Source organism: Arthrobacter sp. C9C5, assembly GCF_013359735.1.
GTDB lineage: Bacteria > Actinomycetota > Actinomycetes > Actinomycetales > Micrococcaceae > Arthrobacter.
In genome coordinates this window covers 21,874-40,405 of record NZ_JABFMX010000009.1, presented here as the reverse complement: position 1 = coordinate 40,405, position 18,532 = coordinate 21,874, and the positions used below count along the sequence as shown (strand labels likewise).

Here is an 18,532-nt window from a genome sequence, read left to right as displayed (position 1 = left end):
GGACGGTGCATGGAGTACACCCAGCTGGGCCGTTCCGGCCTGAAAGTCTCCCGCCTCTGCCTGGGCACCATGAACTTCGGGCCGCAGACCGAGGAATCGGACGCCCACGCGATCATGGATTCCGCACTGGACGCCGGGATCAATTTCTTTGACACGGCCAACGTCTACGGCGGCTCCAAGCACCGTGGCTGGACCGAGGAGATTTTGGGCCGCTGGTTCGCCAAAGGCGGCGAGCGCCGGGAACGGACGGTGCTCGCCACCAAGGTCTACGGCACAATGGCTGACCGGCCCAACGAGTCCCGGCTCTCCGCGCTGCATATCCGCCAAGCCCTCGACGCAAGCCTCCGGCGCCTGCGGACAGATTACATCGACCTGTACCAGTTTCACCACGTGGACCGGAACACGCCGTGGGAGGAAATCTGGCAAGCAGTTGACGTCGCCGTGCAGCAGGGAAAGATCCTGTACTCGGGCAGCAGCAACTTCGCGGGCTGGCACTTGGCCCGGGCGCAAGAAGCCGCCGCCCGGCGGCATTCGAACGGCCTGGTCAGCGAGCAGTCCATCTACAACCTGCTGACCCGCAACGCCGAACTCGAGGTGATTCCGGCCGCCCAGCACTATGGCCTCGGGATCCTGCCGTGGTCTCCGCTGCATGGGGGCCTGCTCGGCGGCGTTCTCAAGAAGGAGCACGAGGGCGTCCGCCGGAGTGAAGGACGCTCGCTTGAGGCCCTAAAGAAGCACCGGAACCAGATCCGCCGGTACGAGGATCTCGCGGACGAACTCGGGCACGGGCCGGGGGAACTGGCGCTGGCGTGGCTGCTGCACCAGCCGGCTGTCACGGCGCCCGTCGTCGGCCCGCGCACCCGCGAGCAGCTCGACGCCGCCCTGCGCTCACTTCCGGTGCAGCTCGACGCCGAGGCCTTGGGGCGCCTCGACGCGATCTTCCCCGGCCACCGGACCGCCCCGGAAGACTACGCGTGGTGAGGACTACGGCGGCCTGTGATCCGCTTGCGACGGACATTTTTGACCGCCCGACAGTACCGAAATTCCCTGTGAATACAAGGGTTTTCCAAACTTCTTAGGGCGTCGAGTGGCGTTTTGATAGTAAGCATGATTAGTATTTAGGCAGAAGGATGAAGCGCACCCGGCAACCCGGGTGTCTCCTCAATGAAAGAGAAGGGCCGATAAAATGGGTTTTTTCGCATTTCTTATTCTGGGTCTTATTGCCGGAGCAATTGCTAAGGCTATCCTGCCGGGACGTCAGGGCGGTGGCTGGGTCATCACGCTGATCCTCGGTGTTGTGGGCGCCCTCCTGGGCGGCCTCATCGGTAGCGCAATCTTCGGCACGGGGCTGCAGGAATTCTTCTCGCTGACCACGTGGCTGCTGGCGATCGGCGGTGCGATCATCGTACTGCTGGTCTACGGCATGATCACCAAGCGCTCGCACCGCTAAAACGGTGTGACCGGAAAACCGGTCCCGGGATTATGTCCTGGGGCCGGTTTTTTGGTACCCGTCGACGTTTCAACACGACTTCAAGGGCACCCTTCCAGAGAACACAGAGCAGGAGTACAGCATGAAAGCCAAACTTCTTTTCGGCACCGGCCTCGCGGCAGGTTACGTCCTTGGATCCCGTTCCGGGCGGGCAGCCTACGAAAAACTGAAGGCGCGGGCAGCGGACCTTTGGCAAAGCAAGCCGGTCCAGGACAAGGTGGCGGCCGCGACGGAAGCGGTCAAGGAAAAGGCCCCCGAGGTTTCCAGCCAGCTCACCGAGGCCGCCCGCCGCGCGGGCACGGTCATCAGTTCCGCCGTTCAACGGGACGAGACCCCCGCCGGGAGCCCCGCTCCCTCGGAGACGCCGTCCGCGGAGGCCCCGGCCACAGCGGGCACGCAGGCCGGCAGCGCGATCCCCGCGCACAGCACCCACCCCGGCACGGCCAACCTGGGGACCTCCCGCGACGCCCACGCCGCCGAGACGGCCTCCGACGTCGCTTCGGATCCGGCCCTGAACGATGAGACCGGGCAGGACTGGTCGGATGAAGGCGGCGCTACGCCAGCCGGACCGGCAACCAACGTCGACCCGGACAAGCACTAACAGGTCGGGCACGGGCGCACCTCAGCCCGCAGTCCCGGCCGCGGGACCAACTCCGGCCCCGGCAGCAACGGCGCCCAGCACGACGGTGGCGTCCCGCTTCCGGGAGCTGAAGACCCGGCCGGAGAGCCTGCTCCCGGCGAAGATTTGGACCGTCTGAGGCGCCTGCTGCCGGCTCGTCTCAATCAGTAGGTGGCCGCCCGGCGCCAGCCACTGCGGCGCCGCGGCGGCCACGCGCCGTTGCAGCTCCAGTCCGTCCGGGCCTCCGTCGAGGGAAGTCCGCGGCTCGTGCAGGCGCGCTTCCGGCGGCATGGTCCCGATCATCCCGGAGGGAACGTAGGGCGCGTTCACCGCCAGAAGATCCACCCGGCCGCGGAGCCGGTCCGGCAACGCCCCGTACAGATCGCCCTCGTGGACCTCTCCGCCCAGCGGGAGCACGTTACGCCGCGCGCAGGCCGCCGCCACAGGGTCGATGTCGGCAGCATGCAGCTCCAGCGGCCCCGCCGCAGCCGCCAGCGCGGCCCCTACGGCACCGGAGCCGCAACAGAGGTCGACGACGACCGGAATCCGCACTGCCCCGGCCGCCCGGCGCGCGTTCAGGACTTTTGCTCCCCGCCGGACGAGATACTCGGTGCGGCGGCGGGGCACAAAGACTTGAGGGTCCAGTGCGATGCGGAGGCCGCAAAACTCCGCCCAGCCCAGCACTTGCTCCAGCGGCACCCCCGCGACCCGCTGCCTAACAAGCGCATCGAGCTCGCCGGCAGTGGCCGCCGCGGCCACCAGCAGGGCGGCCTCTTCTTCGGCGAAGACGCAGCCGGCGCTACGGAGCCGGCTGATCACATCCGCCGGCAGCGGGGGCAGGGTCCGCATGGCATCACGCCCTTTCCGCCGCACGTTCTGGCAGCCGTGCCGGCAGCCGCCTTGGAAGGCCCATGCTATCCAAAGCGGCACCGCACGCCCTACGCCTAGTCCCGGAACATCCTGCGAACCGACATGGCACCGGCCCGGAGACCCACAGCCTGAAGATTTGCTGGAAAATCCATATGCAAGCGCTTACAGTTGTGACTTGGCTCTCAGTAGCCGGTCTCCCGCATCCGTCCCTTCGTCGAGGCAACGTCGCTCACCCGGAAGGTCTCCATCGTGTTCACCCGCAGCTCCAGCCTGCCCAGGCCGCCCCGTTTGAGGCGCGGCGCAGGGCGTCCCCACACCGCTCGCGCCGCCGTCGCCCTCGTGGCGGCGCTGGCCGCCGCCGCCGTCGCCGTCGTCCCCGCACAGGCCGCCCCCGACCCCCGGGGCCCGGGCGCCCCGTCGGCTGCGCATTCGCTGCGCGGGCCGGTCACCGACGAGCGGTTCTACTTTGTGATGGCGGACCGCTTCAACAACGGCAGCACCGCCAACGACGACGGCGGCCTGGGTTCGGATCCGATGGTCTCCGGCTTCGACCCGACGAAGAAGGGCTTCTACAACGGCGGCGACCTCAAGGGCCTGCGGGACAAGATCGACTACATCCAGGGCCTTGGCACCACCTCGATCTGGCTGACTCCGAGCTTCAAGAACAAGGCCGTCCAGCCGGAGGACCAGTCGGCCGGCTACCACGGCTACTGGGTCACCGACTTCACCCAGATCGACCCGCACCTGGGCACCAACGCCGAGCTGAAGACGCTCATCGACGAGGCACACGCCCGCGGCATGAAGGTCTACTTCGACATCATCACCAACCACACCGCCGACGTGATCGGCTACGAGCAGGGCGACCGCACGGCGTACAAGTCCAAGGACGCCGCCCCCTATCTGACCGCCGCCGGCGAACCGTTCGACGACCGTGACTACGCCGGCACGGGCACCTTCCCGAAGCTGGATGCGGCCACCTCGTTCCCGTACACGCCGAAACTCGCGCCCGGCGAGGAGAACCTCAAGGTCCCGGCCTGGCTCAACGACACCACGCTCTACCACAACCGCGGCGACACCACCTTCGAGGGCGAAAACTCCTCCTACGGCGACTTCTTCGGCCTCGATGACCTGTTCACCGAGCACCCCAAGGTGGTCAACGGCATGGTCGACATCTACGAGAAGTGGATCGGCGACTTCGGCGTGGACGGCTTCCGGATCGACACCATGAAGCATGTCAACGACGAGTTCTGGCAGCAGTTCGGCCCCCGCGTCCTCGCCTATGCCAAGGCGCACGGCAAGGACGAGTTCTTCATGTTCGGCGAGGTCTTCGACACCTCCAAGAGCTTCACCTCCCAGTTCACCACCCGTAACAAGATGCAGGCCGTGCTCGACTTTCCGTTCCAGGAGGCGGCCCGGAACTTCGCCTCGCGCGGCCAGGGCGCCAAGGAGCTGGAGACCTTCTTCGCCGGTGATGACTGGTACACCGACGCCGACTCCAACGTCTACGAGCTCCCCACCTTCCTGGGCAACCACGACATGGGCAGGATCGGCAGCTTCATCACCGCGGACAACCCGGGCGCGGACGACGCCGAGCGCGTCGCCCGGGACCGGCTCGCCCACGAGCTGATGTACTTCTCCCGCGGCAACCCGGTGGTCTACTACGGCGACGAACAGGGCTTCACCGGCCCCGGCGGCGACCAGGATGCCCGCCAGACGATGTTTGCCAGCAAGGTTCCGGACTACCTCGACGATGACCTGCTGGGCACCGACGCCACGCATGCGGGCGACAACTTCAACACCGCCCACCCGCTGTACCGCGACATCAGCGAACTCGCGGCCCTGACCACCGAGCACCCGGCGCTGCGCAACGGCGCGCACCAGAACCGCTACGCTTCCGACGGGCCGGGCATCTACGCCTTCTCCCGGACCGATGCCAAGGACCAGCGCGAGTACGTGGTCTCCATCAACAACAGCAAGCAGGCCCAGACCGCAGCGGTCCCCACCTACGTGGGCAAGCGCACCTTCAACCGGATCTACGGGGATGCAAGCGCCGAGGCCAAGACCGCGGCGGACGGGAAGCTGACGGTCACGGTTCCACCGCTGTCCGCCGTCGTCTACGAGTCCGCCGGCCGCATCCCGCACTCGAAGGCGGCGCCGGCCGTGAACCTGCAGGCGCCGGCAGCCGCGGCCGCGGACAACAGCCGCGTACGCGTGGCGGCCGACGTCGACGGCAGCTCCTTCTACGAGGTCACCTTCCAGGCCCGCACGACTGGCGGCGCATGGGCCTCGATCGGTACCGACGACACGGCGCCGTACCAGGTCTTCCATGACGTTTCCGCCCTGAAAGCCGGCACCGCCGTGGAGTACCGCGCCGTGGTGCTGGACAACGGAGCGCACACCTCGGTGAGCCAGCCCCGCAGCGTCACCGTCCCGTCCCCGGTGCTCAGCATCGTGAACCCCAAGGAAGGCAGCAGCGTCCGCGGCAAGGTCGAAGTCAGCGCCGTCGCCAGTCCGGAAAAGGCCGACTACGTGGTCCGGTTCGAACGCAGCATCGGCGGCGGGGCCTGGACGAAGTTCGGCGAGGACAGCTCCTCCCCCGCCTACACCGCGGTGGATGACCTGGCGGCGCTGTCACTGCCGGACGGGACCCAGCTGCGTTATCGCGCGCTCCTGACCGTGCCGGGCGCCGGCGAGGTGGTCAGCGATGTCCGCACGGTGGTCGCGGGGGACCTCCCCCAGCCCAATTCGGTCACCATTGCGGGCAGCCTCAACTCGGAAGTGGGCTGCCCCGGGGACTGGCAGCCAGCCTGCCCGGCAGCCTTCCTGAAGCTCGATCCGGCGGACAAGGTCTGGCGCCTGACCGTTCCTGAGCTGCCCGCCGGCAGCTACGAATTCAAGGCCGCCATCAACGGCTCGTGGGACGAGAACTACGGCGCGGGGGGCGGGGCCAACGGCAGCAACATCGTGCTGAACCACCCGGGCGGCGCCGTGACCTTCCGTTACGACAACAGCACCCATGTGATGAGCGCCGTTTACGCCTCGCAGCAGCCGGCCGCGGTGGCGGTTGCCGGTGACCTCGATTCGGAACTGGGCTGCCCGGGCGACTGGATGCCGGACTGCCCGCAGGCCCAGCTCTCGCTGGATCCGGCGGACCTCGTCTGGAAGCTGACGTTCCCGGACCTGCCAGCCGGCACCTACTCGTTCAAGGCCGCCCTCAACCGTTCGTGGGCCGAGAACTACGGTGCAGGCGGAGTCCCGGGCGGCGGCAACCTCAGCCTGGTGCACGACGGCGGCCCGGTCACCTTCCGGTATGACCACTTCACCCACCTGATCACCGCCGGCTAGCTCCGGGGCCCGACGGACACGGGAAGAACGCCGAAGGCCGGCCTGCACTGAGCGTGCAGGCCGGCCTTCTGACGTACCGGGAGTCGGTCAGCCGGCTCCTCAGCCGACCACTCAGCCGGCTCCTCAGCCGACCAAACGAAGTGGCGGGAGGGCCCGGGCCAGCCTGCTTGCCAGCTTGTGGGCCCCCGCCGCCGAGGGCCGCGCCGCGGGATCCATCGCCGTCATGGCCATCAGCAGCGAGACCCAGCCGGCGCCGAGTTCGGCCGGAATTTCCGGGCCCCGCAGGGTGCGGGCCACGAGCGACTCGACCGGCGTCCCGGGATAGGCCTTCACGCCGGTAAGGCACTCGAGCAGCACCAGTCCCAGCGCATAGACATCGGTGGCAGCGGTGACCGGGTGACCGGCCGCCTGCTCCGGGCTCATGTAATGCACGGTGCCCGAGGAATCCCCCGGTTCAGGGGCTGTCCCGGCCGGCGTGGCGATCCCGAAGTCGGCGATACGTACCGAGCACCTCCGGAGCGCACTAAGCAGGATGTTTGCGGGCTTGATGTCACGGTGAACCAGGCCCCGCGCGTGGACGTGCCCCAGCCCGGACAGTGCGGCGGCAGCCCAACCGGCCACTTCCTCAGTCCCGGTAGCGCCGCCGCGGATCCGCTCGGCCAGGCTGCCCCCGTAGGCGAATTCTTCGACCAGGAAGGGCCGGCCAGCCCACTGGTCACCGGGCGGCACTGTGCCGGCGGCAATGAAGCGGACCACGGCGGGGTGATCCAGGGAGGCGAGTACATGCGCTTCTGCGTGGATCCGGTTGGCGTGCTTCTCGGCGGGACCTTCGGCCACCTTGATGGCGACCGGACGGTCGTTGAGCAGGTCTGTTCCGCGGAACACGGTGGCAGTCGCCCCGCGCCCCAGGAGCTCGTGGACCAGGAAGCGTCCGCCGGGAGCGTCCGGCAGCGGCAGCACCGTGAAGTTGAGGCCGGCGGCAGACGCTGCTGCCAGTCCGGAGACGGGGCGGCCCTCCGCCACCGCGAGCACTGGAAGGGCGCTCACGAAAGCGCGGCCAGCGCGTTGGAAGTGTGGACGATCCCGTCGAGCTGGAAACCGCAGGAGCAGCGCCACACCGGCGGCAGCTCCGCGGAGCCGATCCCGGCGTCGAACGAGTAAGCGAACATGGCGTCAAGCGCCGGTGCTGTCCACTCCATCGGAGCTCCGCAATGGCTGGGTGCCTTGCTGGCCGTGGTCAAAGGCAGGACCGAGGCCGCGGCGCCCGGCTCTACCGGGGAGTCCGGCGCACCCAGAGGGGCCGCACTGGCTCCCGGGGTTCCGGTGATCGTCAACAACTCAGCCACGACTCCTCCACGAAAACGATTATCTAGCACAAGTAGTAAGCATACATATCACTAGTCCAACTAGCTAGTTGCTGTCTAGATAATCTTTACGGCTCGGCCGTCGACTCAGTGGCGCTCGACGTGTTCGGTGAGGGCATCGGCCATGCGCCGCAGGAAGGACACGATGACGCGGCTCTCCTCCGCGCTGAGCTCTTCCGCCACCGCCAGCATCCTGCGGTGCATCTCCCCCAGCGTCTCTCGGACTTCCGAATCCGTCGCAGCAGTCGGCACGATCACCAGGGAGCGCCGGTCCGTGGGATGAGGCTCCCGCCGCACGTGGCCGCTGCCGACGAGCCGGTCGATCAGCGAGGTGGTGGATGCCGTCGTGATGCCCAGCGTCCGACTCAGGTCCTTGGGGCCCACCCGCTCCCCGGCGGCTTGGGCGCGCAACAGATAGCGGAGGGCCAGCAGGTCGGTTTCCCCCATGCCCATCGAGTCCCGCGTCGAGCGCCTGGTGGCAACCTCGGCGGCGCGGTAGCCGCGAAGGGCCTGCAACACTGCGGTGGGCGGGTCAAGCCGCTCATCCGGCCCATACCAGTACCCTGAGCCTGCTGCACTGTCCGAGTTCATCCGATAATCCTAGCCGATCTAACTACTAGGCAGGCTTGCTTACTGCGCCGGCGGAGGGCGCGTTCAGGCGCGTCCGGACCCGGACGCAAAAAACCCCCGGCTTCCTGTCGCCAGGATGCCGGGGGTTTTTCCACTCTTCGCTAAAAGAGTGGGCCCTGTGGGGATCGAACCCACGACCCACGGATTAAAAGTCCGATGCTCTACCAACTGAGCTAAAGGCCCCAGCCGACAGCCGCAACCGGCGGAAAAATCCGCTGTTGACGGGCGCGTCGGCCCAGTCCATTTCTGGACGTTAATACTGTACCCCAGACGCAGGCGGGCTTTGTCACCGGGCCCGACGCGCCGCCGTCGTAGGCTTGTCGGGCGTTGCTACCGCACTCGGGGCATGCTCGATTCCCGGAATGCACAGGAGTAGCGTGGTGGCATGAGCGAGCAAGCAGGAGCCAGCAGCCCCGGACCGCACCGTCACCACAAGCCGAAGCCCTTTGCGCCGATCGACTTTGAGCCGTTCGCCGGGGGTGCGGACCCTGCAAGGGTTTCCGAGGCAGCCCACCTCGCGGCCCAGGCGCTCGTCCGCCGTGGACGGGACAGCGACGACCCCAAGGTCACCCGGCGGCTGGTCAAACTCGCCGATGAACAGGGCCTCGATGCCATTGCCGAAATGTGGGCGGAGAGCCCGGCTCGGTCCCTGCCGGGCGCGCTCTGGCGGCTCTACGCGCTGCGGGCCGCCACCATCCGGGACCCCGAACGGATTTCGGTCTACTTCAAGGCAGGCAAAGACACCGCCCAGGTGTCCCACGTGGTGGCCGGCGCGGCCGAGCCACCAGGTGCCGAGGAAATGAAGTCGATGGCGGACGCCATCCTCTCCGGCGCCTTCGACGGCGAGTTCGACGTCGCGCTGGAGCGCTCGGCGGCATTCTGCCGGGTGGTGGCGCTGGGCCAGGCCACCCTTGCCGACGGCGCGGAGCACAGCAACGCGAACCACGCGAGCAAGCTGACGCGGAATTCACACCTCCTGGTCAAGACCGCCGAGGACCTCGAACATGCTGCCAACGCCTGGCGGCTGGGCGAGCTCGACTGAGCCCTCCGGCGGCTGTTGGGCGCCGGAATTCGGCCGTTTAACCCCGCCGTCCGGCACTGTTAATACGCACGCCGGGGCCCTGCTGTCAATGTTGACTTGGTCCTCCCGAAGTAGAAAACTAAAGGCGGTGCCGAGCCGCGAAACCCCCGGGCTTCAACAATTAGCCGCCTAGAGCGGCCTACCGCCGAGAGGCGTATCCGGTTCGGCACCATTTTCATGCCCGCTTCCGGGCGGCCCGTTGCGGGCGGCCCGGCGCATGCCCGGCCGACGGTTCCCGGGGGCCTAAGTCCGGGCGGTAAAGTAAACCCCATGCGCGGGTCATCGTCACGTACCAGGGCCGGCAGACAACGCCCGTGTAAGCCTCGTCCGGAGACCGGTAACCCCACGTGAAGCTGCGCCTTTTCCCCCAGGAGCCCGCAGGGCTGAACCTGCTGTCCCAGATGGCCCACCAGATAGCCGTGGCCACGGGAACCCTTTCGGAGATCCTTGGAGCGCCCGCCAGCGAACATTCGCGGCTGGTGGAGGACATGCACGACCACGAGGCGAAGTCGGCGGAACTGCATTTTGCCCTCCTGACGCACATGCGGACCAGCTTCCTGAATCCCCTCCCCCGCGAGGACATGTACGCGCTCTCCCGCTACCTCAACGAGGCAATGGAGAAGCTCGACGCCGCCGCGGACCTCGTCTTCCTCTACAAGCTGGAGCGGCTGCCCAAACGCGCGGCCGACCAGCTGGAAATCATCAGCAGGCAGGCCGAGCTCACCGTTGACGCCATGCGCCAGCTGAACAACCTCGATGACCTGGAGGATTACTGGATCGAGATCCTCCGGCTCACCAAACGGGCCGAGCGCACCCACCGGGTCTGGGTGGCGGACATGATCAGGGACATGAAATCGGCGCAGTACGCGCGCAACCGCGACATCGCGGACCAGCTCGTGGAAGTCACCAAGGACATGCGGCGGATCGCTACCCAGGTGGGCAGCATCATCGTCAAGGAATCCTGAGGTGTCCGTCGTTTTCTTTGCCCTGGTGGTTCTCTTCGCCGGGGCGTTCGCCTTTCTCAACGGCTTCCGCGACGCTTCTTCCTCGGTTGCCCTCGCCGTCCGGACGCGTGCCCTGACCCCCACCGTCGCGGTGCTCCTGGCCGGTTTGTTCAACTTCATCGGCGCCGCCCTCAGCGCAGCCCTGGCGCTGGAGGTCAGCCGGACCTGGGTGGTTCTTCCGCCCGGCGGCAACGGCCTGACCATCCTCATCGCCGGCCTGCTGAGCGCCGTGCTGTGGGGCCTCTACACGTGGTGGCGCGGCATCCCGGCCTCCTCGACACACGCGCTCGTGGGGGGCCTGGCCGGGGCCGGCGTCGCCAGCGTTGCCGTGGGCGGACACTCGGTCCTCGGCGTGGACCAGTCCTTGCTTTTCCAAGTGGTGCTGCCGCTGCTGCTCTCCCCGGTCATCGCTTTCGCGGGCGCCTACCTGCTGGTCTGGCCCGCCACGTGGGCAGCCCGCTACACACCGCCGAGCGTCGTCAATACCAGGTCCAGGCGTGCCCAGGCCATCGCCGCGGGTGCCGTCGCTTTCGGCCACGGCCTGCAGGACGGCCAGCGCACCAGCGCCGTGCTGATCCTGGCGATGCTGGCCGCGGGGCTCCCCGACGGCGGCACCACCCCCGTCTGGGTGGCGCTGCTGACCGCGGCCATGCTGACGGCAGGCACCCTCGCAGGCGGCTGGCGGATCTCCTACACGATCGGCTACCGGATGATCCGGGTCGATCCGCTGCGCGGCTTCGTCGCGCAGCTCTACAGCAGCGCCATCCTGCTGGTGGGCGCGATCGGGCTGCACTGGCCGATGTCCACCACCCACACCGTGACCTCCGCGGTGCTGGGCGCGGGCACCAACCAGAGGTACTCGGCGACCAACCGCCGGCTGGTGCTCCGGATCCTCGCCTTCTGGGCGCTGACTCCGCTGGTCACCGCCGCGGCGGCCTTTGTGCTGGAACTCGCCCTGTCGCCCCTTGCGGGGCTCTAGGGAACCGTCGGCTGCTCCGTAGGTGCCCTTTTGAGGGCCCAAGACGGCACCTGCGGAGCACTCGATGGGCGGGTGGAGCACTCGATGGGCGGGCGGCTTTATCCGAAGCGGCCGGAGACGTAATCCTCGGTGGCCTTCACGGAAGGGTTGCTGAAGATGGTGTGGGTGTCACCATACTCGATCAGCTTGCCGGGCTTGCCGGTTCCGGCGATGTTGAAGAACGCCGTCTTGTCCGAGACGCGGGCAGCCTGCTGCATGTTGTGGGTCACGATCACCACCGTGTATTCGTCCTTGAGCTCGTTGATGAGGTCCTCAATGGCGAGCGTGGAGATCGGGTCCAGCGCGGAGCAGGGCTCGTCCATCAGGATCACCTGGGGCTCCACGGCGATGGCGCGGGCGATGCAGAGGCGCTGCTGCTGGCCGCCGGACAGCCCGGAACCGGGCTTGGCCAGGCGGTCCTTGACCTCGTTCCAAAGGTTGGCGCCGCGCAGGGAGCGCTCCACGAGCGCGTCCGCCTCGCCCTTGGAGATCTTCTGGTTGTTCAGCTTCACGCCCGCCAGCACGTTGTCCCGGATGGACATGGTGGGAAACGGGTTGGGCCGCTGGAAGACCATGCCGATCTGCGAGCGCACCGTGACGGGGTCCACGCCGGGACCGTAGAGGTTGTCGCCGTCGAGGAGTACTTCGCCTTCCACCCGGGCGCCGGGAATGACTTCGTGCATCCGGTTCAGGGTGCGCAGGAAGGTGGACTTGCCGCAGCCGGAAGGGCCGATGAAGGCGGTGACGGACTTGGCGTCGATGTTGATGTTGACGTCCTCCACGGCCAGGAATTTGCCGTAGTAGACGTTCAGGTCTTTGACGTCGATGCGCTTAGACATGCTGTTCCTTCACTTGTGGTGGTGGGGGCCGGGTGCCTGCGGTGGCCTAGCGGCCGGCCTTCGGGGCGAAGATGCGGGCCACTAGGCGGGCGGCCAGGTTGAGCAGCATCACGAGGATGATGAGGACCAGGGCCGCGCCCCAGGCGCGCTGATCGGACGGACCCGGGTTGGACGGCGACGTCGGGTTCAGGATCTGCGTGTAGATGAAGGTGGGCAGCGAGGCCATCCAGCCGCCGAACACGTTGTTGTTGATGGAGGTGGCGAAGCCGGCGGTGACCAGGATCGGGGCGGTCTCGCCGATTACGCGTGCAATAGCCAGGGTAACGCCGGAGGCGATGCCGGAGATCGCCGTCGGGATGACCACCTTAAGGATGGTCCGCCACTTGCGGACGCCGAGGGCGTAGGCGGCTTCGCGGAGTTCGTTTGGGACGATCTTGAGCATTTCCTCGCTGGAACGGACCACCACCGGGATCATCAGCACGGAGAGTGCGACGGCGGCAACGGCGCCCGTCTTGGTGCCCGGGCCGACGACGGCGAAGAAGAACGCCGCGGCGAACAGGCCGGCCACGATCGAGGGGATACCGGTCATCACGTCGACGAAGAAGGTGATGGCACGGGCCAGCGCGCGGTCTTCGCCGTATTCGACGAGGTAGATCGCGGTCAGCAGGCCCACCGGGACCGAGATGACGGTGGCGAGCAGGGTGATCTGCACGGTGCCGATCAGCGCGTGGTAGATACCGCCCAGCACGGGGGCGCCTTGTTCGACGCTCTTGTTGTCGAACGCGCCGGTGACGCCGTTCATCGAGGTGCTCAGGAAGCCGGGGTCCACCAGGCCCGGCAGGCCCTTGACCAGCACTGTCCAGATCACCGAGATCAGCGGCAGCAGGGCAACAAGGAAGGCACCGACGACGAGGCAGGTGACCAGTTTGTCCTTGGCCTTGCGGGATCCTTCAACGGCGGCACTCCAGCCGACGAGCCCGGCGGTGAAGAGCAGCGCCGAGACGATGCCCCAGCCGAAGGCGTTGAAGCCGATCAGGGCCATGATGGCGGCCCCGATGACGAGGGCGAGGGCCAAGACGATGTACGGCGCGGCCTTGGGCAGCTGCCCCTTGGTAAGGGCGGAGCGTTTGCGCACCGGGTTCAGGGTGGAGGTCATTTAGTTGGCTCCCGAGAATTCTTTGTGCCGGGTGATGATCCACCGGGCAATCATGTTCACGCCGAGGGTGATGACGAACAGCACCAGGCCAGCGGCGATCAGTGTGCTGACCTTCAGGCCGCTGGCTTCGGGGAAGTTCAGGGCGATCTCGGCGGCGATGGTCTGGTTGCCGGACTGGATCAGGCTTGCCGTGAGGACTCCGGAGGAGAGCACGAGCGCGACGGCCATGGTCTCGCCCAGCGCACGGCCCAGGCCCAGCATCACGGCGCTGACGATGCCCGGGCGTCCGAACGGCAGCACGGCCATCCGGATCATTTCCCAGCGCGTGGCGCCGAGGGCCAGTGCGGCCTCCTCGTGCAGCTTGGGGGTCTGCAGGAAGATTTCGCGTGAGAGCGAAGTGATGATCGGCAGGACCATGACCGCGAGCACGATGCCTGCCGTCAGGATGGTCTTGCCGGTGGCGGACGCCGGGCCCTGGAAGATCGGCAGCCAGCCCAGGTTGTTGGCCAGCCAGTTGTAGGCCGGTGAGATTTCCTTGGCCAGGAAGGCTGCACCCCAGGCGCCGTAGACCACCGACGGGATGGCGGCCAGCAAGTCCACCACGTAGCCAAGGCCGGACGCCAGCCTGCGCGGGGCGTAGTGCGAGATGAAGAGCGCGACGCCGATGGCCACGGGGGTGGCGATGACCAGCGCGATGACGGCCGCGATGAGGGTGCCGACGACGATCGGCCAGATGTAGGCGAAGAAGCCCTTGCCGCCCTGGATGTCCGCGGCCGGGGCGGTGAACGCGGGAATGGCCTGGATGACGAGGAAAAGCGCAACGCCAAACAGAACAGCGAGGATCAGGCAGCCCGCTGCCAGGGTGGCCCCTGAGAAGACTTTGTCCCCGGCACGGCCTGCGCCCTGGGGTTTGGTCAGGGAGGTGGAGGTCATACCTGGCCCTTCGGTGTCGGTGTTGCGGATGTACGGAACCTCGTGGAACGGCCCGTTACGGAACTGCGGGTGACGCGGCTAAGTTCCCCGCCCCGCCAGGCGGCGGGGCGGGGAACTTAGGCGCACAGATCAAACCTTACGACTTGACCTTGATGGATTCGATGGCCTTGACGGCCTTCTCAGCCAGGGTGGAGGAGAGCGGAGCCGACTTGGCGGAGTCGGCAGCAGCCTTCTGGCCCTCTGCGGAGAGTACATACTTCTCGAAGCTCTTGACCAGATCGACGGTTTCCTGCTTGTCGTAGGTGCTGCACACGATGTGGTACGACACCAGTACCAGCGGGTAGGCGCCGGCTTCGGTGGTGGTGCGGTCCAGCTTGATGGCCATGTCGTTGGCGCCGCGGCCCTCGACGGGCTTGCCCAGGTCCACGGCCTTGGAGGCCGCTTCCGGGGAGATCTTGACGAAGTCGGAGCCGACCTTGATCTGGGCGGTGCCCAGCTTGCCGCTGACGGCCGAGTCATCGGCGTAGGTGACCGCACCGGCGGTGTCGGTGACGGTCTTGACGACGCCGGAGGTGCCCTTGGCATTCTCGCCCTTCAGCGAAGCCGGCCAGACACCGTCAGCCTTGTCCTTCCAGACGGCGGGAGCCGCGGCGAAGAGGTACTCGGTGAAGTTCTTGGTGGTGCCGGAGTCGTCAGAGCGGTTGACCGGGGTGACCTTGAGGTCCGGCAGCTTGGCGTCCGGGTTCAGGGCGGTGATGGCGGGGTCGTTCCACTTGGCGATCTCGCCGCGGAACATCTTGGCCGCGGTGGCTGCGTCCAGCTTCAGGTCCGTCACGCCCGGCACGTTGAACGCGATGGCGATCGGCGAGATGTAGACGGGGACCTCGATGGCGCCGTCCGGGCCGCACTTGTCCTTGGCCTTGGCGGCCTCTTCATCCTTGAGGTAGGCGTCGGAGCCGGCGAACTGGGCCGAGCCGTCGAGGATGGCCTTGCGGCCTGCGCCGGAACCGTCCGGGGAGTACTGCACATTGGCGCCCTGGTTTGCGGAGGCGAAGTTGGTCTTCCACACGTCCATGGCTGCACCCTGCGCGGAGGAACCGATGCCGGTCAGCGTGCCCGTGACCTTGGGGCCTGACGCGGACTGGGTTCCTGCAGCGGTGTTGGTTGCGTTGTCCGAACCGCAAGCGGTGAGCGCGAGTGCGCCGGCTGCGATAACAGCGATGGCCGCGTTGCGGCCGAAGCGTGATGCCTTCACTAGATGTACCCCTTCCAGGGTTATTCAGATGCGTGCCGGACCGGAGGCGTCCGGGCAATAAAGACGGTGGATACGGTTTGTACCTCTACTGAAGTTAAGTGCCCCAGGTGAAGGGAACTGGGGTCCAAAGTGAACGGCGGGTTAACGACGTCGGACCATTGGTCGACGACTGACGGGTTGGTCTTGCGTTAGCTGCGTCACAGCCGTAGGGGCCGCGGCCCGCGCCTTGGGCGCCGCGGACAGCAAATAGACTGGTGCGCATGGCCTCCGCTACTGGACTCACTGCAAGCGCACGATTTCTGCGCGGCCGGGTCCGCACCGGATTTGTCCGGAGCCGTAATTCGCTGGTGCCTGCGCTCCAGATGACGGCCTGCGCGGTGGGAGCCTACGCCTTCGCAGAGTACGTCCTGGGCCACACCGGGCCGTTGTTTGCCGCCACCTCCTCCCTGATAGCCCTGGGCTTCTCCCGTGATCCCCGGCTTCGCCGGGTCGTGGAGGTGGGGCTGGGCTGCACTATCGGCATTGTGGTGGGCGACCTGTTGCTGCACTGGCTGGGCGCCGGGATCTGGCAGGCCGCCGTCGTGCTCCTCTTCTCGATTCTACTGGCGCGCTTCCTGGACAGCGGAACTATTTTCACCACCCAGCTGGGGCTGCAGTCCCTGCTGGTGGTGCTGCTGCCGGCCCCCGCCGGAGGACCGTTCACCCGGAGTATCGATGCCGTGGTGGGCGGCGTCTTCGCGCTGGCGGTAACCTTCCTGATCCCCAAGGATCCGCGGCGCGAACCCCGCAACGACGTGAAGAAACTGCTGCACGAACTGGCGGAGGTGCTGCGCGAGTGCTCCTCGGCCCTGACCCACAGTGACTCCACCCAGGCTTGGCATGCGCTGATCCGCGGACGCAACTGCCAGCCCCTGGTCGATGCAATGCGCCAGACGCTGCGCTCCTCCGGTGAGGTGGCCACCCTGGCCCCCGCCTACCGCCGGTACCGGGACGAGCTGGACCGGCTGGCGCAGTCGGTGGACTTCATCGACCTCGCGCTGCGCAACAGCCGCGTGTTTGCGCGCCGGCTGACCAGCGCGATCAACCACGCCGCGCTCTCGGACGAGGCCACCGAGAACATTGCCGAGGTCCTGCAGGAGACTGCCGCGGCGATCGATGAACTGGGCCTGGGGCTGGCGGAGGTGCACGACGGTGTCCGCCGCGCCCACCTGCGCACGGCGAGGGTGGAACTGAGCGAGACCGCAGGCCGGCTGCACCCGCGCCTGCTGGACGTGCAGCGGCTTGAGGGGGAAACCGTGGTGATGCTCTTCCGCCCGCTCATGGTGGACCTCCTCGAAGCCGCCGGCATGGATCCGAACGAGGCCCGGGACATCCTGCCTGCCCTCTAGTCCCGGGTGCCGGCCTGCGTCCCCCGAACCGGGCCCCGTCAGCGTCCCCGGGCCCGGGCTCGAATGTCGCTGCCCCCGGTTAGGGTGGAGCAATGGCAACAAAGACTTCCCGCGCCGCGAAGGCGCCGGGCTACAAGTGCGCGGAATGCGGCTGGACCACGGCAAAGTGGGTGGGCCGGTGCGGCGAGTGCCAGGCCTGGGGCACGGTTGAGGAAACCGGCGCCGCCGTGGCGCGGACGACGGCGGCGACCACCGTCCTGGAGCCGGCCCGCCGCATCGCCGACGTCGATGCCACGACGGCAGCGTTCCTCCCCACCGGGGTAGACGAACTGGACCGCGTGCTGGGCGGCGGACTGGTTCCCGGCGCGGTGATCCTGCTGGCCGGCGAGCCCGGCGTGGGCAAGTCCACGCTGCTGCTGGACGTCGCGGCCAAGTTCGCCCGCACCGCCCAAGACGTCCTCTACGTCACCGGCGAGGAATCGGCCGCCCAGGTGAAGCTGCGCGCGGACCGGATCGACGCCGTCGCCGAATCGCTGTACCTGTCCGCCGAAACGGACCTCGGCCAGGCGCTGGGGCAGGTGGAAAAACTTGAGCCGAGGCTGCTGGTTGTGGATTCGGTCCAGACGCTGAGCAGCGCCGACGTCGAAGGCAGCGCCGGCGGCGTCTCCCAGGTCCGAGAAGTCGCGGCCTCGCTGATCGCCGCCGCCAAGCGCCGCAACATGACCACCCTGCTGGTGGGGCACGTGACCAAGGACGGCTCGATCGCCGGGCCCCGGCTGCTCGAGCACCTGGTGGACGTGGTCTGCCAGTTCGAGGGCGAGCGGCACTCGCGGCTGCGGCTGCTGCGCGCCGTGAAAAACCGCTATGGCCCCACCGACGACGTCGGCTGCTTCGACCTGAACGAGGACGGCATCGTCGGTCTGGCCGATCCCAGCGGCTTGTTTGTCTCCCGCACCAAGGACCCTGTGTCCGGCACCTGCATCACGGTGACGCTGGAGGGCCGCCGGCCGCTGCTGGCAGAGGTCCAGTCCCTGCTCGCCGAAAGCGCCAACGCGCAGCCGCGCCGGGCCACCAGCGGCTTGGACAGCTCCCGGGTCGCGATGCTCCTGGCTGTGCTGCAGCAGCGCGCCGGCTGCCTGCTGCACAAGGATGACTCCTACGTCGCGACCGTGGGCGGGGTGAAGCTCAGCGAACCCGCCACGGATCTCGCCGTGGCCCTGGCCGTCGCCTCGGCGAAGGCCAAGAAGCCGCTCCCGCAGCGGCTGATCGCGTTTGGCGAGGTGGGCCTGGCCGGCGAGGTCCGTCCGGTGCCGGGAATCAACCAGCGCATCCAGGAGGCGCACCGGCTGGGGTTCACCCACGCCGTGGTGCCCGCCAGCCCCAACGGGCCCGGTCCGGTCCCCGCGGGCTTCTCGGTCCGGGAAGTCGGCCACCTGGCCGAAGCCCTGGGCCTGCTCATCAGCTGACGGCGCCTGGTCGGAGGGCGACTTAGGACCCTAGCGCCGCTGTCCCGGCGGGAGCACCATGGGACCAGTAGCTTC

At 67.7% G+C, this 18,532-nt stretch carries 17 protein-coding genes and 1 tRNA gene; 9 read left to right on the top strand and 9 right to left on the bottom strand.

Annotation, left to right across the window (positions count from 1 at the left end; translation table 11 throughout):
* The first annotated feature begins 9 nt into the window (after window positions 1-9).
* From HNO80_RS08745 to HNO80_RS08735, 3 genes are all read left to right on the top strand, one after another.
* Entirely contained in the window at window positions 10-981 is a 972-nt protein-coding gene (locus HNO80_RS08745; protein WP_175322465.1) for an aldo/keto reductase, read from the top strand.
* Window positions 982-1,186: 205 nt separating this feature from the next.
* On the top strand, window positions 1,187-1,450 hold the full coding sequence (locus HNO80_RS08740) for a GlsB/YeaQ/YmgE family stress response membrane protein (RefSeq protein WP_175322464.1): 264 nt from the start codon (window positions 1,187-1,189) through the stop codon (window positions 1,448-1,450).
* 121 nt (window positions 1,451-1,571) lie between these two features.
* Window positions 1,572-2,090, top strand: coding sequence for a hypothetical protein (locus HNO80_RS08735; protein WP_175322463.1), 519 nt, complete (start codon window positions 1,572-1,574; stop codon window positions 2,088-2,090).
* A gap of 21 nt (window positions 2,091-2,111) precedes the next feature.
* On the opposite strand, the gene HNO80_RS08730 is transcribed toward HNO80_RS08735, so the two are convergent.
* On the bottom strand, window positions 2,112-2,957 hold the full coding sequence (locus HNO80_RS08730) for a putative protein N(5)-glutamine methyltransferase (protein WP_175322462.1): 846 nt from the start codon (window positions 2,955-2,957) through the stop codon (window positions 2,112-2,114).
* Between the two features lie 270 nt (window positions 2,958-3,227).
* On the opposite strand from HNO80_RS08730, the gene HNO80_RS08725 reads away from it, so the two are divergent.
* On the top strand, window positions 3,228-6,323 hold the full coding sequence (locus tag HNO80_RS08725; protein ID WP_502707832.1) for an alpha-amylase family glycosyl hydrolase: 3,096 nt from the start codon (window positions 3,228-3,230) through the stop codon (window positions 6,321-6,323).
* Between the two features lie 123 nt (window positions 6,324-6,446).
* Here HNO80_RS08725 and HNO80_RS08720 read toward each other — a convergent pair whose 3' ends face one another.
* The 4 genes from HNO80_RS08720 to HNO80_RS08705 all read right to left on the bottom strand — a co-directional run bounded on the left by HNO80_RS08720 (window position 6,447) and on the right by HNO80_RS08705 (window position 8,500).
* Window positions 6,447-7,370, bottom strand: coding sequence for a serine/threonine-protein kinase (locus HNO80_RS08720; protein ID WP_349627287.1), 924 nt, complete (start codon window positions 7,368-7,370; stop codon window positions 6,447-6,449).
* Window positions 7,367-7,669: a hypothetical protein gene (locus tag HNO80_RS08715; protein ID WP_175322431.1), complete on the bottom strand. Its 303-nt coding sequence runs from the start codon at window positions 7,667-7,669 to the stop codon at window positions 7,367-7,369. The genes HNO80_RS08720 and HNO80_RS08715 overlap by 4 nt, the downstream gene beginning before the upstream one ends.
* Before the next feature lie 105 nt (window positions 7,670-7,774).
* Window positions 7,775-8,278 carry a MarR family winged helix-turn-helix transcriptional regulator gene (locus HNO80_RS08710; protein WP_175322461.1) on the bottom strand — a complete coding sequence of 168 codons (504 nt, stop codon included), beginning with the start codon at window positions 8,276-8,278 and terminating at the stop codon, window positions 7,775-7,777.
* Window positions 8,279-8,427: 149 nt separating this feature from the next.
* Window positions 8,428-8,500: transfer RNA gene (locus tag HNO80_RS08705), tRNA-Lys, on the bottom strand.
* 202 nt (window positions 8,501-8,702) lie between these two features.
* On the opposite strand from HNO80_RS08705, the gene HNO80_RS08700 reads away from it, so the two are divergent.
* From HNO80_RS08700 to HNO80_RS08690, 3 genes are all read left to right on the top strand, one after another.
* The gene (locus HNO80_RS08700; protein ID WP_175322460.1) at window positions 8,703-9,359 is read left to right on the top strand and encodes a hypothetical protein; all 657 of its coding nucleotides are present in this window, start codon (window positions 8,703-8,705) and stop codon (window positions 9,357-9,359) included.
* Window positions 9,360-9,745: 386 nt separating this feature from the next.
* The gene (locus HNO80_RS08695; protein ID WP_175322459.1) at window positions 9,746-10,363 is read left to right on the top strand and encodes a DUF47 domain-containing protein; all 618 of its coding nucleotides are present in this window, start codon (window positions 9,746-9,748) and stop codon (window positions 10,361-10,363) included.
* A 1-nt stretch (window position 10,364) separates the two neighbouring features.
* Window positions 10,365-11,381, top strand: coding sequence for an inorganic phosphate transporter (locus HNO80_RS08690; RefSeq protein WP_175322458.1), 1,017 nt, complete (start codon window positions 10,365-10,367; stop codon window positions 11,379-11,381).
* 98 nt (window positions 11,382-11,479) lie between these two features.
* Here HNO80_RS08690 and pstB read toward each other — a convergent pair whose 3' ends face one another.
* The 4 genes from pstB to pstS form a co-directional block, all read right to left on the bottom strand.
* Window positions 11,480-12,259: a phosphate ABC transporter ATP-binding protein PstB gene (pstB, locus tag HNO80_RS08685; protein ID WP_175322457.1), complete on the bottom strand. Its 780-nt coding sequence runs from the start codon at window positions 12,257-12,259 to the stop codon at window positions 11,480-11,482.
* Window positions 12,260-12,305: 46 nt separating this feature from the next.
* Complete coding sequence (gene pstA, locus HNO80_RS08680; RefSeq protein WP_175322456.1) at window positions 12,306-13,415, bottom strand: phosphate ABC transporter permease PstA; 1,110 nt, start codon at window positions 13,413-13,415, stop codon at window positions 12,306-12,308.
* Entirely contained in the window at window positions 13,416-14,348 is a 933-nt protein-coding gene (gene pstC, locus HNO80_RS08675) for a phosphate ABC transporter permease subunit PstC (protein ID WP_175322455.1), read from the bottom strand.
* A 136-nt stretch (window positions 14,349-14,484) separates the two neighbouring features.
* Window positions 14,485-15,603 (bottom strand): phosphate ABC transporter substrate-binding protein PstS, encoded by a 1,119-nt coding sequence (gene pstS, locus HNO80_RS08670; protein ID WP_175322454.1) that lies wholly within the window; start codon window positions 15,601-15,603, stop codon window positions 14,485-14,487.
* Window positions 15,604-15,863: 260 nt separating this feature from the next.
* Here pstS and HNO80_RS08665 point away from each other — a divergent pair, with 260 nt between their 5' ends.
* Together HNO80_RS08665 and radA are read left to right on the top strand one after the other, a co-directional pair.
* Entirely contained in the window at window positions 15,864-16,991 is a 1,128-nt protein-coding gene (locus HNO80_RS08665) for an FUSC family protein (protein ID WP_175322453.1), read from the top strand.
* A gap of 92 nt (window positions 16,992-17,083) precedes the next feature.
* On the top strand, window positions 17,084-18,457 hold the full coding sequence (gene radA / locus HNO80_RS08660) for a DNA repair protein RadA (protein ID WP_175322452.1): 1,374 nt from the start codon (window positions 17,084-17,086) through the stop codon (window positions 18,455-18,457).
* Window positions 18,458-18,532: the final 75 nt, after the last annotated feature.

Excerpts from the sequence above, each read along its gene's own strand:
- HNO80_RS08745 (WP_175322465.1), top strand. The coding sequence starts at position 10 with ATGGAGTACACCCAGCTGGGCCGTTCCGGCCTGAAAGTCTCCCGCCTC.
- HNO80_RS08740 (WP_175322464.1), top strand. The coding sequence starts at position 1,187 with ATGGGTTTTTTCGCATTTCTTATTCTGGGTCTTATTGCCGGAGCAATT.
- HNO80_RS08735 (WP_175322463.1), top strand. The coding sequence starts at position 1,572 with ATGAAAGCCAAACTTCTTTTCGGCACCGGCCTCGCGGCAGGTTACGTC.
- HNO80_RS08730 (WP_175322462.1), bottom strand. The coding sequence starts at position 2,957 with ATGCGGACCCTGCCCCCGCTGCCGGCGGATGTGATCAGCCGGCTCCGT.
- HNO80_RS08710 (WP_175322461.1), bottom strand. The coding sequence starts at position 8,278 with ATGAACTCGGACAGTGCAGCAGGCTCAGGGTACTGGTATGGGCCGGAT.
- HNO80_RS08700 (WP_175322460.1), top strand. The coding sequence starts at position 8,703 with ATGAGCGAGCAAGCAGGAGCCAGCAGCCCCGGACCGCACCGTCACCAC.
- pstB (WP_175322457.1), bottom strand. The coding sequence starts at position 12,259 with ATGTCTAAGCGCATCGACGTCAAAGACCTGAACGTCTACTACGGCAAA.
- pstA (WP_175322456.1), bottom strand. The coding sequence starts at position 13,415 with ATGACCTCCACCCTGAACCCGGTGCGCAAACGCTCCGCCCTTACCAAG.
- pstC (WP_175322455.1), bottom strand. The coding sequence starts at position 14,348 with ATGACCTCCACCTCCCTGACCAAACCCCAGGGCGCAGGCCGTGCCGGG.
- HNO80_RS08665 (WP_175322453.1), top strand. The coding sequence starts at position 15,864 with ATGGCCTCCGCTACTGGACTCACTGCAAGCGCACGATTTCTGCGCGGC.
- radA (WP_175322452.1), top strand. The coding sequence starts at position 17,084 with ATGGCAACAAAGACTTCCCGCGCCGCGAAGGCGCCGGGCTACAAGTGC.